Below are 16,868 nucleotides of genomic sequence, written 5' to 3' on the forward strand. Positions count from 1 at the left end.
CTTGTTTGCTATGCCTATTTTTATTACTAACTGCTCTCTTAACACAAAAATTATAGTTCGATATTACTTCATACAAATTCAAGTTTTACATATTAGTTTCCGTGACTACTCAATTTTAGTGTGTTCTTACTACCCCTGTAGCTCTTTCTACTAACGCATTAAAAGCTTCTTAGATAATATGTCCATAATCTTTATGTTATCTTACTATTCTATTTTTGATATTTTTTTCTTTCCGTCTCATAAAGATTATTACCTTCACTATCTATTACAACAACGGCCGGAAAATCTATTACAGTAAGTTTTCTAACGGCTTCAGGGCCTAAATCTTCAAAAGCAATAATTTCGCATTCTTTTATTGATTTAGAAATAAGAGCTCCAGCTCCTCCTATTGCAGCAAAATAAATAGCACCATTTTTCTTCATTGAATCTACTACAGTTTTGCTTCTAAGCCCTTTTCCAATCATTCCAGTAAGACCTAATTCAAGAAGTGGAACAGTCAAATCATCCATTCTATAACTAGTAGTTGGACCAGCAGATCCTATTACATTTCCAGGTTTAGTTGGAGCAGGTCCTACATAATATATAATGGCATCTTTTGGATCAAAAGGTAATTTATCGCCATTGTTAATTGCATCTACCAACCTCTGATGAGCTGCATCTCTTCCTGTATACATAGTTCCTGATATTAAGACACTATCACCTGATTTTAAATTTTTTAACTTCTCCTGTGTTAATGGAGTAGTTATATGCTTAATTTCCATTTTTACCCCTCCCTATATTATTGTTATTGCATGTCTTGCAACATGACAGTTAATATTTACTGCCACTGGTAATCCAGCAATATGTGTTGCAAAAGCTTCCACATTAACGGCAAGGGCTGTAGTATTTCCACCTAGTCCTTGAGGTCCTATTCCTAGTGCGTTAATTTTCTCTAGTAAAGTTAACTCAATTTCTTTTAAATGCTCTGCTTCATTATGACTACCAATATCTCTCGTTAAAGCTTTCTTAGCAAGATACATTGCTTTATCTGATGTGCCTCCAATTCCAACACCTACAACAATAGGTGGACATGGATTGGGACCTGCAAGTGAAACCGCTTCTACAACAAAATCAAGTACACCAGCTAAACCATCTGATGGTTTAAGCATTTTTAATCTACTCATATTCTCACTACCAAAACCTTTTGGAGCTAATGTTACTTTGACTTTATCACCTTGCACAATATCATAATAGATTACAGCAGGAGTATTATCTCCTGTGTTTTTTCTTTTTAAAGGATCTTCTACAACGGATTTTCTTAAATATCCTTCTTTATATCCACGTCGTACTCCTTCATTAATAGCATCTGTAATATTTCCACCTATTAACTCAACCTCTTGACCTACTTCTACAAATACTACAGCCATACCTGTATCCTGACAAATTGGAACTTGGTCGTTTTTTGCAATTTCAGCATTTTTAAGCAAATTACTTATTATATCTCTTCCTACAGGAGATGTTTCTTCCTTTTCGGCTTTATGAAAAGCACCTAATACGTCTTCTCCCACATAAAAATTAGTCTTAATACTCATGTCTTTTAAAGCATTTTCAATTTCTTTTACATCCACTTTACGCATGAACCAACAACTCCTTTCATTTTTTTTATTTTCAACGCAATAATCTATTTCCTTTATATCATCGCCTTTCAAGCTATATTACATTTAGTTTTATAAAAACAAATAATCCAAGGCTTAGTAAAACTCTGCCTATATAGTATTATTTATTATTTTCTCTTCCATGAGTATAATGTGGTAACAACATAGGAGAAATTTTGTCTGTGACTATGCCGTTTTCCTCAAGGCTCTTGTGGTATTTTTTAACATGGTCAAGGCTAAGTTCTTTCACATTAACTTTTTTGCAATTTTCACCTGCATGTGCTCCAGCTCTACGTCCAAAAACAATAATATCTAATAGTGAATTACCCATTAACCTGTTACTACCGTGGATTCCCCCTGAAGCTTCTCCTGCCACATAAAGGTTTTCTACCTTAGTTTGACCATTTTCACCAATTAAAAGCCCTCCATTTTGATAATGTAGTGTTGGATATACGAGAATTGGATCTATCCTCATATCAATACCAAATTTTTGGTACATTCTGAGCATTGCTGGAAGTCTCTTTTCAATTGTTCCTTCACCATTAATTAATTCTATTAAAGGAGTATCTAACCATATGCCTTTTTCCCCTGCAGCTGTATCAATACCCTTATTTCTTATATGACATTCTCTAATTAATGCAGATGTTTCTACATCCCTGGTTTCAAGATGATAAGTAAATTGCTCACCATCAATATTTAGAGGTGTCGCCCCTAAACTACGAACCTTCTCCGTAACAAGTGCTCCAAAAATTTGTGGAGGATATGCTACTCCTGTAGGGTGATACTGCACAGCATCTGCGAAAATGAGTTCAGCTCCTGCTCTATATCCTAGGATTAGCCCGTCCGCTGTAGCACCATAATGATTTGTTGTAGGAAAACCTTGATAATGAAGTCGTCCTGCACCTCCTGTTGTTATAATAACAGTTTTAGCTCTTGCTATTAGATATTCCTCTGTTTCTATATTAAATAATACAGCTCCAGCAGCCTTACCATCTTTGTCTAGGATTATCTCCACAGCGGGTGAGAATTCTACCACTTCGATACCTTTGTTAATAACTTCATCCCTAAGGACACGCATGATTTCAGCTCCTGAATAGTCGGCAGCAGCATGCATTCTTTTTCTTGATGTTCCACCTCCGTGGGTAGTGACCATTGTACCATCTTTTTCTTTATCAAACATTACCCCAAGTTCATTCAACCATTTTATTGCTCCTGGAGCATCCATTACAAGAGCATTAACAAGTTCTTTTTTATTGGTAAAATGTCCACCTCCCATTACATCCATGTAATGTTTTGCAGGAGAATCATCTGGCTTATCTGCAGCCTGTATTCCACCTTCAGCCATCATCGTATTGGCGTCACCAAAACGTAATTTTGTGGTAATTAATACATTGGCTCCTGTTTTGTGGGCTTCCAGAGCTGCTGAGGCTCCAGCTCCTCCTCCACCTATTATTAAAACATCTACATCATAATCTACTTTAGTTAAATCCATATCTAAATTTTTAAGTCTACTTTTAGCTTCAATAAGTTCTGCAAGTTGTAATGGAACCTTAGATCCTTTGCTCGGTCCAACACTTAAATTTTTGAACTCATCTTCCTTATAATCCGGATAATTTTCCTTTAATATATCTTCCTTTTCCTTAGCACTCATCCTCGGAAACTGAACTCCTAGTCTTTGCTCACGGGTGGCCTCTACCTTCTTTATTAGCACCCTCATTTCTGCTGTATACATTAAAATACCTCCCTGGTAACCCTATATTTTATGAGATTTATTGGTGCTCTTTACTTTGTAATATCTCTTGTGTTATATAATTCCTTTAATTCATCTATACTTTTAATCATTAATTCTTTCATTGAATTATCATACTCGCCTTCTTGAATCTCTTTCACCCTTTTTGTCAAATCTTCTGTTTCAGGGGCAATGTATTTGCCTGTAAGTCTTCGAGCAAGCATTGCTACTTGATAATGAGTTATACCTGCAGGGCACCTAGAAGCACAGATTCCGCACATAACACAATCAAAAGATTCATGAGCACATTTCTCGATATCCCCTCTTTGAGCACTGGCAATATACTGCATAACATTAAGCCCTTGTGGGCACCCTTTAGTACATGAATTACAACCAATACAGCTATATATTTCAGGATAAAGTTTCATCATTGTATCAGCTGTTGGCGCTAGTTCGTTCATATCATAAGTTCTTTTATCTCCAGGGAAAAATGGCAATTGAGTAAGATACATACCATCTTCAACCTTAGTTTGACATGCTAAACATACCTTTAATTCATTCTTGCCTTTGATTCTATATATTGTGGAACAAGCACCGCAAAAGCCGCCCCTACATCCACATCCTCTTACTAATTTGTACCCTGCATATTCCATTGAATCCATAATTGTAAGACTTGAAGGTACAGAATATTTTTTATTTAATATATATATTTCCACCATTTCTTTGTTGGACATTTTATATGCCTCCTTTATCCCAAATCTCTAATGGGATGGTTTGAACTGTTTTTTTATTAATATTAATATTCATCAGGAAGTTCATCTATTTCATCGCATCTAAATACTGGACCATCTTTACACACATACTTATCTCCAATATTACAACGTCCACATTTTCCTACGCCGCATTTCATTTTTAATTCTAACGTTGTATATACCTGCTCCTTCTTAAATCCTATTTCCATAAGTGTTTGAAGAGTATATTTAATCATGATAGGCGGCCCACATAACAAGGCTACTTTATCAGCACTAAATTCAATTTCTTTAACGTAAGATGGAACAAATCCTACATGTCCTTCCCACCCTTCGGCTTCTCTATCAACAGTTAAATGAACCTTTGTATTAGGCATTGATGGCCAGTTTTCAAAAATATCCTTTTGAAAGACAAGATCTTCAGGTGATCTTGATCCATATAGAATATCTACCTTTCCATAATTCTCTCTATTATCCATTACATAGTTTATAACAGAGCGAATAGGTGCTAAGCCTATGCCACCACCGATGAAAAGAAGGTCTTTTCCTTTTAGTTCATCATCAACAGGAAAATTATTTCCATAGGGTCCTCTTATTCCAATTTCACTTCCTACCTCTAAACCATGTAGATATTCTGTAACCACACCACATCTTTTTACACTAAACTCCATATAATTCTTTTGCGTTGGAGAAGAAGTGATTGAGAAAATAGCTTCTCCAAATGGAGGAACCGAAATCATCGCACATTGACCTGGCATATGTTCAAATGGTTTTCCACCACCAGGTTTTGTAACTTTAAAAGTAGTTACATCATGTGTATCTTCCATAATGTCAACTATCTCGGCTATTTCTGGCATTAAAGGATTTACATGTTCATGTTCATTACAAGTACAGCTCATTTTATTCACCACCCAACTTTTTAATTACTTTAACAATATCCAAATGAACTGGGCATTTTTCAACGCACCTTCCACATCCAACGCATCCATATACGCCCTCATTATTATTGGGATAATAAACAAGCTTATGCATGAAACGCTGCCTGAATCTTTCCTTTTGAGTTTTTCTGATATTTCCATGTGCCATAAGAGTAAAGTCCGAAAACATGCATGAATCCCAACAACGGAACCTTTCTCCCGATGTATCACCTTTAAAGTCAGAAATATCATAACAATGACAAGTAGGACATACATAAGTACATGAACCACATCCTAAGCATCGCTCACTAAGTTCTCCCCAAATTTCAGATTCAAATAACTCATTAAGCTCTCCAGTTATTTTTTTAGGATTTATATTTGCCAAAGGAAGATCTTTCACTTTCTCTTTTGTAGCTTCTTGTAATACCTTTAATTCACTTTTATCTTGCTCTGTAACATCCTCTAAAATATCAATTAATTTTTTTGTTAAGTTTTCACCTTTTTGAGTTTGTGGATTCCAAAGTATGCTATCCCCAATATCCCAGGTGTTAACATCTACTTCTTCAGACGCTGTTTCTGGCTTAATCCCAAATGAGCTACAAAAACAAGTTTCCGAAGGATTAAAACAGGCCATTGAAACGATAGTTCCTTTTGTCCGCCTTTCCTCGTATAAAGCATCTACAGGCTCACCCAGGAATACATTGTCAAGTAACTTAAAACTCCTTGCATCACAATGCCTTACCCCAAATAATACGTACTCCTCTTTCTTTCCTCCTACATTCTTTAGTTCAAGTTTTTTGCCATCCCTTTTAAACTTTAAGTAGGTTTCACTTTGAGGGAAAATAAAACTTTTTGGTGAAATATTTGTTTTCAGTTTTTCTACATTCACCGCATCTCCTTGTTTCCACATATCAAAGTTTACTTTTCCATCCACTTCAATAGGTAAAAACAGTTCATAGGATTTATCAATAATACTAAAAAGCTCTGAAAACTTATTCTTTAATATTTTCTTCATCATTTTTTTTCACCTCCATGCGATGTAAATGAATCACTATCATCCAGTTTAAACATACCTATTGGAGCTTGTTTAGCTGGATCTACTCCTGCATCATATTCACCGTAAAGTTCGTTTATATCTTTCATAATTTTACTGTTTAATAAGTAAAGCGGTATATTAGCTGGACATACTCTGCTACATTCTCCACAGTCTACGCAACGACCAGCAACGTGGTAAGCCCTAATAACATGATAGAACTGATCTTCACTTTCTACATTTGCTTTACCTGATACATCTGCCTTATCATTGTCAAAAATACATTTTACACAATTACATGCAGGACATATATTACGACAAGCATTACATCTTATGCATTTTGAAAATTGAGCAGACCAAAAATCAGATCGTTCTTTATCAGTTAGAGCTTCAAGTTTTTCCACTTCTTTAAATCGTTCTAGTGGATCTACTTCTCTAGTTACAGCATCCGACATCAACTGATCATAAACTACAGGATTAGGTCGTCTACATCTAATACATTTATCATATTCAAATTCCTTTGAGGTAACCTTCTTTTCACCATCTTTTTTTACAAATATAATTTCATCCCCAGATCTTTTAACGCTTAATAGACCTTTATTTAATCCTTCTTTTTTTACTTTCTCTGGGTCAATCATGCCAGGACAACTTATTCCATATACAACAACCTTATCGCGATCTATTCTGTTATCATTTATCAGTTGGTTAAATCCAAGAGAATCGCATCCCTTTAAAAATATACCTACTTTTTTATTATCTTTTAATTCCTTAAGCAAGTATTTACTTAGGTTGTTAACGCAGAAACAATCCCATACTAAAGAATCTACTTTATCGACCTCTGTAATAAATACGGGATAAGAATCATCAAATGTATCGCCCTTTTCCCAGCCTATAATTTTTTCTACTTCCCCATTTTCTAGGGCTAATTTTGCGGTCTCTCTTATTTTTTTTGTTATCTTATCCATCTTTCATCCCTCAACTTTCTATTAGGGCCAAGTTTATGAACTTTCTCTAATACGTCATTCATAACGCTTGAAAATTTTTGTCCTTCGGCTGCTGAAATCCAATCCACTCTAAAACGTTCTTTTTCTATACCCATAAATACAAGCAAATTTGTCAAAATTGAAAAACGACGTCTTGTATGATAATTCCCACTTGTATAATGGCAATCCCCTGGATGACAACCGGCAATTACTACACCGTCAGCCCCATGTTGGAATGCACGAAGTATAAAGTTTTCACTTACTCTACATGAGCATGGAACCCTAATAATTTTAACATTGGCAGGATAAGCTAATCTGCTTGTCCCCGCTAAATCTGCGCCTGCATAACTACACCAGTTACAACAAAAAGCTACAATTAAGGGTTCAAATTCACTTTTATCTATCCCCTCAATTTTTTTGGCTTCTATCGACATATTGCATCCACCTCCGCTAAAATCTGTTTATTAGTAAATCCTTTAAGATCAATGGCACCAGGACGACAAGCTACAGTACATCCACCACATCCTTGACAAAGTGCTTCATTTACACTTGCAACTATTTTAGTAATTATATTTCCATTCTCTTTAACTTCAATTGTTTTTGATGAGATTGCATCATATGGACATATTTTAGTACACGCAAGACATCCACTACAAATTGATTCATCTACTTTCGAAACACAAGGATTGTTAACCAATTTATCCTTACTTAATACGCCAATTACCTTTGCTGCTGCAGCACTTGCTTGTGCTACTGTTTCTGGTATATCCTTTGGTCCTTGACATGCTCCTGCTAGAAATATTCCTGCAGAATGAGTTTCAACAGGACGAAGTTTTGGATGAGCCTCTGTAAAAAAATTATTTGTATCTGTACTTATACCTAATATTCTTTTAATTGTAGTTGCATCATCTTTGGCCTTAGTTGCCGCAGCGAGCACTACTATATCTGCATCAATTTGAACTGTCTCCCCAGTCGAAGCATCAATAGCATTAACTTGAAGATTCTCTCCATTTGGAAAGATTTTGCCTACCATTCCTTTAATATAATGAACACCAAATTCTTCAACAGCTCTTCTCTGGAATTCTTCAAAGTTTTTCCCAGGTGTACGAACATCTATATAAAAAACATAGGCCTCCATATCAGGATAATGATCCTTTAGTAACATTGCATGTTTTGCTGTATACATACAACAAATTTTTGAACAATAAGGTTTACCCCTTAAGGACTTGTCCCTTGAACCCACGCATTGTATAAACACTACTTTTTTAGGCACTCTTTGATCTGATGGACATAATAGATGACCCGCTGTTGGACCCGCAGCATTTGTTAATCTCTCAAATTCAAGAGATGTTATTACATCAGGATGTTGCCCATACTGGTATTCTCCAAATTTATCTAAACTTATAATATCATAACCTGTAGATACCACTATTGCACCATATTGTTTTGTTATTTTAGTATCTACCTGAGAAAAATCAATGGCACCCGCTGTACATACTTTTTCGCATATCCCACATTTTCCTGTTTTAAACTTAATACAATGTTCTCTATCTATAACAGGTACGTTTGGTACTGCCTGAGCGAACTGCATATAAATGGCTCCTCTGTTTCTTAAGCCTTCATTAAACTCACTTTTAGCTTTTTTAGAAGGACATTTTTCAGTACAAACGCCACAACCAGTACACTTATCCATATTCACACTTCGTGCCTTTTGGTTAATAGTTGCTTCAAAGTTTCCAACATATCCTTTAACTGACTCAAGCTCACTGTATGTATATAATGTTATATTTTCATGAGACGCGGCATCTACCATTTTCGGCGTCAAAATACAGGCCGAACAATCTAGTGTTGGGAATGTTTTATCTAGTTGAGACATCTTACCACCAATGCTTGGTGACTTCTCAATGATATCAACTTGATAACCAGCCTCAGCAATATCAAGAGCCGTTTGGATTCCTGCTATTCCGCCACCAATAACAAGTGCCCTTTTCGTTACATCTATTTGACCTGGTGTAAGTTCACTATTTAATGTTGCTTTAGCCACTGCGGCTCTAACAAGAGCAATGGCCTTAGGTGTGCCAATTTCTTTATCCTTATGAATCCAAGAACAATGTTCTCGAATATTTGCAACTTCTAATAAATATGGATTTAAACCTGCTGACTTTGCCGCTTTTCTAAATGTTGCTTCATGCATTCTAGGTGAACATGATGCTACTACAACTCTATCTAATTTTTTCTCTTTTATCGCATTTTTGATCAAATTCTGACCTACTTCGGAACACATATATTGATAGTCTTTAGCATATACAACTCCAGGCATTTTTTGTGCTTCTTTTATGACTTTATCAATGTCTACGGTAGCTGCTATATTACTTCCACACCAACAAACAAAAACTCCAATTTTCTGCAATTTGATTCCTCCTTTAAAAATAATAGTATCATTATTTTAATGTAAAAATTATTTATTGTATTTTCTAAATGCACTTACTATTGCCTGTTGGGGCATTTTATCATCTATTTTTTTAATAACATCTTCAGCTTTTATTCTATTTTCTCCTGAACGCCTAATGACTATAAGTCGCACTGCCTCTAAAACGTTTGCAATATCTATATCCCTAGGACAACGCTCAGAACATGTGAAACATGAAGCGCAAGACCAAATCGTTTTACTCTCTATAACCTTGTCTAGTTCTCCTGTCTGAAGTAATCTTATGATCTGATGAGGTAGAATATCCATACCTTCACTTGCAGGGCAACTTGCTGAACATTTTCCACACTGGATGCAATCTTGTATCCTCTGCCCACTAATTCGAAAAATTTGCTCTAACTCTTTTGATCTTTTGCCGGAATATATTTTCACTCTTTTCATTACACTATCTCCTCCTATCTTATTTAACACCTAAAGCTTCTGCTAAAAGTTCTGTGAAATAGGTAATAGATAGTTTATCTTTTGCCCCATCATTACTAATTTCTAGGTTATATTTACAAAGGGGGCATGCAGTAACAATTTCTTCTGCATCATTTTTTACAGCGGATTGTATTATATTATCTGTCATTTTGTTTACAAGATCCTTCTGTTCTAAACAAAGGTACCCTCCACAACACTCAGTTCTATACGGATATATAACTGGAATAGCTCCTATTGCTGTTATAAAATCTTCTATAATAGAAGGATTTTCTGGGTCATCAAAATTCATGGTATTACTTGGACGAAGTAACAAACAACCATAATATGCACCAATTTTACGATTAGTAAGAGGATTCGTAACTTTTTTAGCTAGTTCATCAAATCCTATTTCATCTCTAAGTACTTCTAGATAGTGAAGAACTTGTGTCTCCCCCTCGTATTCTTTTGGCAAGTCCAAATAATTGTTAACCTTGGATTTTATATCATCTTTGGTCTTCATATCTTCATTTACTCTTTTAATCACGTGATGACATGCTGCACATAAAGTGACTAGCTTTTCACCTTTATCTCTTGCTGCGACTAGGCTACGCACTGCGGATAATTTAGTAGCTATTTCATCAGTGGCCATAGGATATACCGCACCACAACATTGCCACTCTTTTTGCTCTTCTAACTCAAACCCCAAGACTTTCGCAGAATCTAGTGCATACTTTTCTAATTTCTGAGCTTTCGTCTTTAACGTACAACCTGGATAATAACTATACTTCATATTTTTCATCTAGACTTTTAAACAAATGTATAAGTCTAGATTTGCACCTCCCTTCAATTTATTAATATTTTAATGCTAGTTAGTAAAAAATGTTTATATTATCTGTTAACGTTTATCTCTTAAAAATTATGAAGCTTCACTTAACTTCTTGTTAAAATTATAACATGTATTATTCTAAATTTAAAATACCATTAAACTATGATATAATAGTATTTGCCTATTATAAAGAAACATCTTATAAATTTACTATAACAAAACATTTTTTCTTTTAATTTTATTGGTATATCTACATTTATCAACAAATAAGTATTTTTTTATTTTTTTAATATTATATAATTTAATTTAATTTTCGTTAAAATTATAACGCTTTCTATTATAATTTAAAATATTAATCAGCTATGATTTCGTAGTTTAAATCTGTAATTAGGAGGCTACATTATGGAATTAAGACAGTTACAATATTTTCAGATGGTTTGTCAATTAAATAGTATTACACAAGCTGCAAAAAAACTTTACGTAACTCAACCGTCTATTACCAATTCCATTAAGAATTTAGAAAAAGAACTGTCCTGTGTACTCTTTGACAGATCTAAAAAGCAACTTTTCCCCACAGTTGAAGGAAACGTTTTTTTAAAGAGAGTAGATGAGATTTTAAAACTAGTAGACAATGCCACTACCGAAATGAAAGATTATCAAGATCTTAAAAAGGGCATACTTACAATAGGCATCCCCCCAATGATTGGTACCTTTATATTTCCTATAGTATTTATTAAATTTAAACAATTATACCCAAATATCAAACTCAACATTGTAGAATATGGGTCTATTGAAACAAGACAAATGATAGAAAATGGAGACTTGGATTTAGGTCTTATTATAGGTGACTCAGATAATAACCTACTAACTTCTTTGCCTATTTTAAATAGCGAACTATTGGTTTGCTTAAAAAAAGAACATACGCTAAGAAAAAAGTCAACTATTACATTTGAAGATATTAAAAAAGAACCTATTATCCTACTAAAAGAAGGCTTCTACATAAGGGAAAAAATATTAGAATCTTTTAATGAAAAACATGTACAGCCTAATATTATTTTATCATCCAATCACTTAGAAACTATCAAGGGACTTATTATAAGTGGTGTTGGCATATCTTTTTTATTAAAGGAAATTGTTGAAGATAATGATAAAATAACAAAAATTCCATTAAAAACTACCATTCCTATAAAAATTGCTCTCGTTTGGAGAAAAAATTGTTATTTATCCACTGTTTCAAAAGTATTTATAGATTTCCTAAATGCAAATCCCTTGACCGCTCAAAAAAATTTAGATTAAGTTAATATGGAGATATTTTTTTATGGTTTTTCCGTTAATTTTCTTATTGAGAATATAAATATACAACAAAAGCACCTATAATATATATAGATGCTTTATCATAACATTTAAGCTTGTAATCCCCAAATATATTCCCCAACTTTATTAATATATCCAATTCTTTTACCTATTTCAACCCTTGCAATTCCTTCAGTAAATTCATAAGCTTCTTCATAAATCGGTTCTATAATTATTTCACCAAGGCAATCTATGTAACCCCATAAATCTCCTATTTGAGCAGCTATTAGACCCTCACTCATAATATCTATATCTTCAAAATTTGTTGGTATTGTAATATTTCCACTTTTATCGATACAACCATATTTTTCATTTTCACAAATTACGGCTATGCCTCCATAGAATTTGTCAGCCCATTCAAATTTAGGTTTTATAATAATCTCTCCAGTATTATCTATGTATCCATATTTCTCTCTTATTTCAACCGCTGCTAAACCTTCATTGAACTGGTCACAAACATTATATCGAAGTGGTATAATTATTTCCCCGCTATTGTTAATATACCCATACTTACCCTTAGAGCAAACGGATGCTATTCCACTATTAAATTCATTAGCATAATCATAAATTGCATCAATTATAACTTTGCCATTCTTATCTATATAAGCTATCTTGCCACCTATTTGAACTGCTGCTAGACCCTCACTAAAATTGTTAGCATCTAGATATTTTGGTGATACTATTTCCGTGCCTTCACTATCTATATATCCCCACATATACCCTCTCTTTACTGCAGCTCTTCCTTCAATAAAGAAATTAGTTTCATCATATTTAGGTTCAACTATAATTTTGCCACTCAAATTAATATATCCATACTTATCTCCTAATTTAATTGCTGCAAGGCCTTCATTAAAAATCATAACTTCATCATATTTAGGCTCTATTACAAACTCTCCAAACCTATTTATAAAGCCATACTTATTATCTATACCGGCTATTGCTAGGTCGCCTTCAAACTCCTGCGCATAATTAAATTTGTTTTCTATAACTATACTACCTTTCATATCTATATACCCATATCTTTTCCTAAATTTCACAGGATATAAATTATTCTTATTGTCCATAACTAAAACTTCCTTTCACTTTTTGAAAACCAGTTCAAAAATTATAAATTAACTAAATACAATATCATTATACACTGAACTAGTTTAAATAAGTAATTTGATGTCCCTACTTTATATGTATACTAAAATATTACTGTAAAATAATGCTTACAGGGCAATGATCTGATCCCACAACATCATTTAAAATAGAAGCTTCCTTCAGCTCGTTTAATAAATCCTTTGTTATAAAAAAATAGTCAAGACGCCACCCTGCATTTTTTTCTCTAGCCTTAAATCTATAACTCCACCAAGAATATTTCACTTCCTCTGGATGAATATATCTAAAAGTATCAACGTAACCATAAGATATAAATTTATCCATCCATTCCCTCTCTATAGGTAAAAATCCTGAGTATTTCTCATTTGCCTTTGGATTCTTAAGATCAATAACATTATGAGCGGTATTATAATCTCCACAAATAATAAGTTTCTTTCCTTTTTCCCTTAACTTTTCACAGTAATTTAGTAATTGATCATAAAATTCCATTTTATAACTTAATCTATCCTCATCTTTCTGACCATTTGGAAAGTATATATTTAAAAGCGTAAAGTTCTCGAACTCAGCTATCACTATTCTCCCTTCACTATCAAACTTTTCTATTCCAATTCCTCGCGTTACAGATATCGGTTTTTGCTTAGTGTATATAGCTACTCCACTATATCCTTTTTTCTGTGCACAAGAAAAATATGAATAATACCCCTCAATATTCTTAAGTTCATCACTTATTTGATCATCTTGAATTTTTGTTTCTTGTAAACATAAAATCTCTGGTTGCTCCCTTGTTATCCATTCAATAAATCCTTTATTTTTTATAGCTCTTATCCCATTTACATTCCATGAATAAATTTTAATAAAAACACCTTCCTTATGAAACTATTTTATATAAGTAACAAGTTATATATTTATTGTTTACTAATTTTTATCTAACATGTAAATTTTCTAATATAAATATAACATACTCTTAAGAAATATAAAATTATTTATGTTTTTTCTTTGAATTTATCTAATTACTATCACCCTTATGATTAAATGGGAATACTATTATAGTGAAAGGTGGCGTTATTTATGGATTACAGAGAAAAATATAATGGAGATAAAGAAAATTTTTACTTCTTTTTAAAGGATGAAATTATAAAATTATTTAAAAGTAAACTCAAAATAGATGGACATCTTGTTGTAATACCAGATTATGAAAATTTAGATTACCTAGTTAAATTTAATAGTAATGAAAATTATGGTGATTTTACAATTAGTGTTAATTGGGGAGAAAAACCTAAACAAACTAAAACTAGTAAGTCAGACCCTAATCAGAATGAAGAATTTGGAGAAAACTCTAAGCTAGCTGAAACGTTCAAAGAAAATACTAATATAAACAATGATGGCATGGAAATAGATACTAATATAAGCTTTGATTATGAACCCTCTAAATTTAAATAAATCAGAAAATAATAGATAAGTTCTAACTTGGATTTAAAGGAGTCCTATAATGAAAATAGCAATAATTTGCACAGAAAAGCTTACTTTTCCTCCTATTAATGGTGGCGCTGTCCAAATGTATCTTGAAGGTGCATTGCCCATGCTATCAAAAATCCATGAGATAACGGTGTTTAGTATTCAAGATCCTAAACTGCCTAATAGGGTTACTGATAAAAGTGTAAAATATATACGATTACCTGCTAGCACTAGTAGCGAATATGTTCAGGGGATAAAACACTATCTTACAGATGATTTTGATTTAGTTCATGTGTTTAATAGGCCTCGATGGGTCCCTTTCTTAAGTAAAGACTTAACTTGTGCTTTTAGTTTAAGTCTTCATAATGAAATGTTTGGACTTAATAAAATTAGTAATGAGTTAGCAATGAATTGTATTAATAGAGTAAGTTTTATCACAACAGTAAGCCAGTTTATTGCAAATGGCGTAAAAGAATTGTATCCATTCGCTAAAGATAAACTTCATCCAGTGTATTCTGCAGTAGATTGTAGTATATATAAACCAATTTGGGATGATGATAAGGAGTCTAATAGAAGTATACTTCGTACAAAATATGGTCTTCAAAATTATAAAACAATATTATATGTAGGTAGATTAACACCAAAAAAAGGTACCCATATAGTACTCGATGCTATGCATTCAGTTATGGAGTCGCACCCAAATACTGCTTTAGTGATTATAGGAAGTAAGTGGTATGGCGTAGATGAACCTACTGATTATATCAACTCATTGAAAAGCTTATCTAAAGAACTAAAAGGACCAGTTATTTTTATAGGTTTCCTAACTCCTTATGAAATACCAAAATATTATAGCATTGGGGATGTTTTTGTTAATTTTTCTCAATGGAAAGAACCATTAGCACGTGTTCATTATGAAGCTATGGCTGCAGGACTTCCTATCATAACTACTAATCGAGGTGGGAATGCAGAGGTAATGGAGGAGGGTGTAAATGGGTTTGTAATAAATGATTATAAGAACCCTAAGGTTCTTGAAAAAAATATAATTCATCTTATAGATAATAAAGATTTATCACTTAAGTTAGGAACTAATGGACGAAATTTAGCTGAAGAAAAATATAATTTTAATAGACTTGCTAATGATTTGTTAAAACTTTTTGAAAGCACTAAATAATTTTATTGGGGTGACTATTGAATAATTCAATTTTAGTAACAGGGGGGGCAGGTTTTATTGGATCTACCCTCTGTGATTACTTATTAAGAAAAAGTAATAAAATAATCATTATTGATAATTTTAATGATTTCTATAATCCACAAGCAAAAATAAATAATATCACAAATATGAAAAATCTAATGAAAATTAATTATATTAGTGATGATAATTTGATAATAGAAGAAGGCGATATTCGAGATACCATATTTTTGACAAAAGTATTTAATTTATACAAAATAGATATAGTAATTCACCTTGCAGCAATGGCTGGTGTTCGCCCATCTATTATTGACCCACTTTTATATAATGAAGTAAATGTATGTGGGACACTAAACTTATTAGACTTATGTAATAAATATAGCATAAATAAATTTATATTTGCTTCCTCTTCTTCTGTATATGGTAATAATAAAAAGATTCCCTTCGCTGAATCAGACTCTGTAGATTCGCCAATCTCACCTTATGCAGCTACTAAAAAATCTGGCGAACTAATATGTCATGTTTATAATCATCTGTATGGATTTAATATAGCCTGCCTTAGATTTTTCACTGTATATGGTCCAAGACAAAGACCTGATCTTGCAATTTACAAATTTACATCGTCTATGTTAAACGGAAAAGAAATTTCTATTTTTGGAGATGGTACTACGCAAAGAGACTACACTTATATAGATGATATCGTTCAAGGCATAAATAATGTCATAACATGGACAAATAGAAACAATAACAAGTATGAAATTTTCAATTTAGGTGGATCTAGTACAATCACGCTCAAATATATGATAGAAAGATTGGAACTCGAAATAGGTGTTAAGGCTATCATTAAATATTTACCTATGCAAGCTGGTGACGTGAATGTAACTTATGCTAATATTTCTAAATCCAAAGAAATTCTAGGTTATAATCCAACAACAAATTTTGAAAATGGGATTCATAAATTTGTAAAATGGTTTAAAACTGTCCCATTATATTAATAATACAAATAAATGGC

At 32.9% G+C, this 16,868-nt stretch carries 17 protein-coding genes; 4 read left to right on the top strand and 13 right to left on the bottom strand.

Going from position 1 to position 16,868, the window contains the following annotated elements:
* Nucleotides 1–209: 209 nt before the first annotated feature.
* The 11 genes from KPL37_RS09235 to KPL37_RS09285 form a co-directional block, all read right to left on the bottom strand.
* Nucleotides 210–761 carry a Fe-S-containing hydro-lyase gene (locus KPL37_RS09235; protein ID WP_216148407.1) on the bottom strand — a complete coding sequence of 184 codons (552 nt, stop codon included), beginning with the start codon at nucleotides 759–761 and terminating at the stop codon, nucleotides 210–212.
* A 12-nt stretch (nucleotides 762–773) separates the two neighbouring features.
* A complete protein-coding gene (locus tag KPL37_RS09240; protein WP_216148410.1) occupies nucleotides 774–1,616 on the bottom strand; it encodes a fumarate hydratase in 843 nt (280 codons plus the stop codon).
* A 139-nt stretch (nucleotides 1,617–1,755) separates the two neighbouring features.
* A complete protein-coding gene (locus tag KPL37_RS09245) occupies nucleotides 1,756–3,366 on the bottom strand; it encodes an FAD-dependent oxidoreductase (protein ID WP_216148412.1) in 1,611 nt (536 codons plus the stop codon).
* A gap of 50 nt (nucleotides 3,367–3,416) precedes the next feature.
* The gene (locus KPL37_RS09250; RefSeq protein ID WP_216148415.1) at nucleotides 3,417–4,097 is read right to left on the bottom strand and encodes a 4Fe-4S dicluster domain-containing protein; all 681 of its coding nucleotides are present in this window, start codon (nucleotides 4,095–4,097) and stop codon (nucleotides 3,417–3,419) included.
* Nucleotides 4,098–4,159: 62 nt separating this feature from the next.
* The gene (locus KPL37_RS09255) at nucleotides 4,160–5,011 is read right to left on the bottom strand and encodes an FAD/NAD(P)-binding protein (protein ID WP_216148418.1); all 852 of its coding nucleotides are present in this window, start codon (nucleotides 5,009–5,011) and stop codon (nucleotides 4,160–4,162) included.
* A gap of 1 nt (nucleotide 5,012) precedes the next feature.
* Entirely contained in the window at nucleotides 5,013–6,047 is a 1,035-nt protein-coding gene (locus KPL37_RS09260) for a 4Fe-4S dicluster domain-containing protein (protein ID WP_246578210.1), read from the bottom strand.
* Nucleotides 6,044–7,027 carry a 4Fe-4S dicluster domain-containing protein gene (locus KPL37_RS09265; RefSeq protein ID WP_216148421.1) on the bottom strand — a complete coding sequence of 328 codons (984 nt, stop codon included), beginning with the start codon at nucleotides 7,025–7,027 and terminating at the stop codon, nucleotides 6,044–6,046. Before KPL37_RS09265 ends, KPL37_RS09260 begins: the two co-directional genes overlap by 4 nt.
* Nucleotides 7,015–7,479 carry a hydrogenase iron-sulfur subunit gene (locus KPL37_RS09270; RefSeq protein WP_216148423.1) on the bottom strand — a complete coding sequence of 155 codons (465 nt, stop codon included), beginning with the start codon at nucleotides 7,477–7,479 and terminating at the stop codon, nucleotides 7,015–7,017. Before KPL37_RS09270 ends, KPL37_RS09265 begins: the two co-directional genes overlap by 13 nt.
* On the bottom strand, nucleotides 7,470–9,455 hold the full coding sequence (locus KPL37_RS09275) for a CoB--CoM heterodisulfide reductase iron-sulfur subunit A family protein (protein ID WP_216148430.1): 1,986 nt from the start codon (nucleotides 9,453–9,455) through the stop codon (nucleotides 7,470–7,472). Before KPL37_RS09275 ends, KPL37_RS09270 begins: the two co-directional genes overlap by 10 nt.
* Nucleotides 9,456–9,503: 48 nt before the next feature.
* Entirely contained in the window at nucleotides 9,504–9,914 is a 411-nt protein-coding gene (locus KPL37_RS09280) for a 4Fe-4S dicluster domain-containing protein (protein WP_216148433.1), read from the bottom strand.
* Nucleotides 9,915–9,933: 19 nt separating this feature from the next.
* Complete coding sequence (locus tag KPL37_RS09285) at nucleotides 9,934–10,731, bottom strand: CoB--CoM heterodisulfide reductase iron-sulfur subunit B family protein (RefSeq protein ID WP_343216240.1); 798 nt, start codon at nucleotides 10,729–10,731, stop codon at nucleotides 9,934–9,936.
* 429 nt (nucleotides 10,732–11,160) lie between these two features.
* On the opposite strand from KPL37_RS09285, the gene KPL37_RS09290 reads away from it, so the two are divergent.
* Nucleotides 11,161–12,054, top strand: a complete 894-nt coding sequence (locus tag KPL37_RS09290) for a LysR family transcriptional regulator (RefSeq protein ID WP_216148436.1) — start codon at nucleotides 11,161–11,163, stop codon at nucleotides 12,052–12,054.
* A 107-nt stretch (nucleotides 12,055–12,161) separates the two neighbouring features.
* Here KPL37_RS09290 and KPL37_RS09295 read toward each other — a convergent pair whose 3' ends face one another.
* Both KPL37_RS09295 and KPL37_RS09300 read right to left on the bottom strand, forming a co-directional pair.
* On the bottom strand, nucleotides 12,162–13,175 hold the full coding sequence (locus KPL37_RS09295) for a WG repeat-containing protein (RefSeq protein ID WP_216148439.1): 1,014 nt from the start codon (nucleotides 13,173–13,175) through the stop codon (nucleotides 12,162–12,164).
* Between the two features lie 130 nt (nucleotides 13,176–13,305).
* A complete protein-coding gene (locus KPL37_RS09300) occupies nucleotides 13,306–14,067 on the bottom strand; it encodes an exodeoxyribonuclease III (RefSeq protein ID WP_216148562.1) in 762 nt (253 codons plus the stop codon).
* A 213-nt stretch (nucleotides 14,068–14,280) separates the two neighbouring features.
* On the opposite strand from KPL37_RS09300, the gene KPL37_RS09305 reads away from it, so the two are divergent.
* The 3 genes from KPL37_RS09305 to KPL37_RS09315 are packed head-to-tail and all read left to right on the top strand — an operon-like array spanning nucleotide 14,281 to nucleotide 16,851.
* Entirely contained in the window at nucleotides 14,281–14,652 is a 372-nt protein-coding gene (locus KPL37_RS09305; RefSeq protein WP_216148442.1) for a hypothetical protein, read from the top strand.
* 49 nt (nucleotides 14,653–14,701) lie between these two features.
* Complete coding sequence (locus KPL37_RS09310) at nucleotides 14,702–15,838, top strand: glycosyltransferase family 4 protein (protein ID WP_216148445.1); 1,137 nt, start codon at nucleotides 14,702–14,704, stop codon at nucleotides 15,836–15,838.
* Nucleotides 15,839–15,855: 17 nt separating this feature from the next.
* Nucleotides 15,856–16,851, top strand: coding sequence for a GDP-mannose 4,6-dehydratase (locus tag KPL37_RS09315; protein WP_216148448.1), 996 nt, complete (start codon nucleotides 15,856–15,858; stop codon nucleotides 16,849–16,851).
* Nucleotides 16,852–16,868: the final 17 nt, after the last annotated feature.

It is taken from the genome of Clostridium frigoris, from assembly GCF_018861865.1.
Lineage (GTDB): Bacteria > Bacillota > Clostridia > Clostridiales > Clostridiaceae > Clostridium_AD > Clostridium_AD frigoris.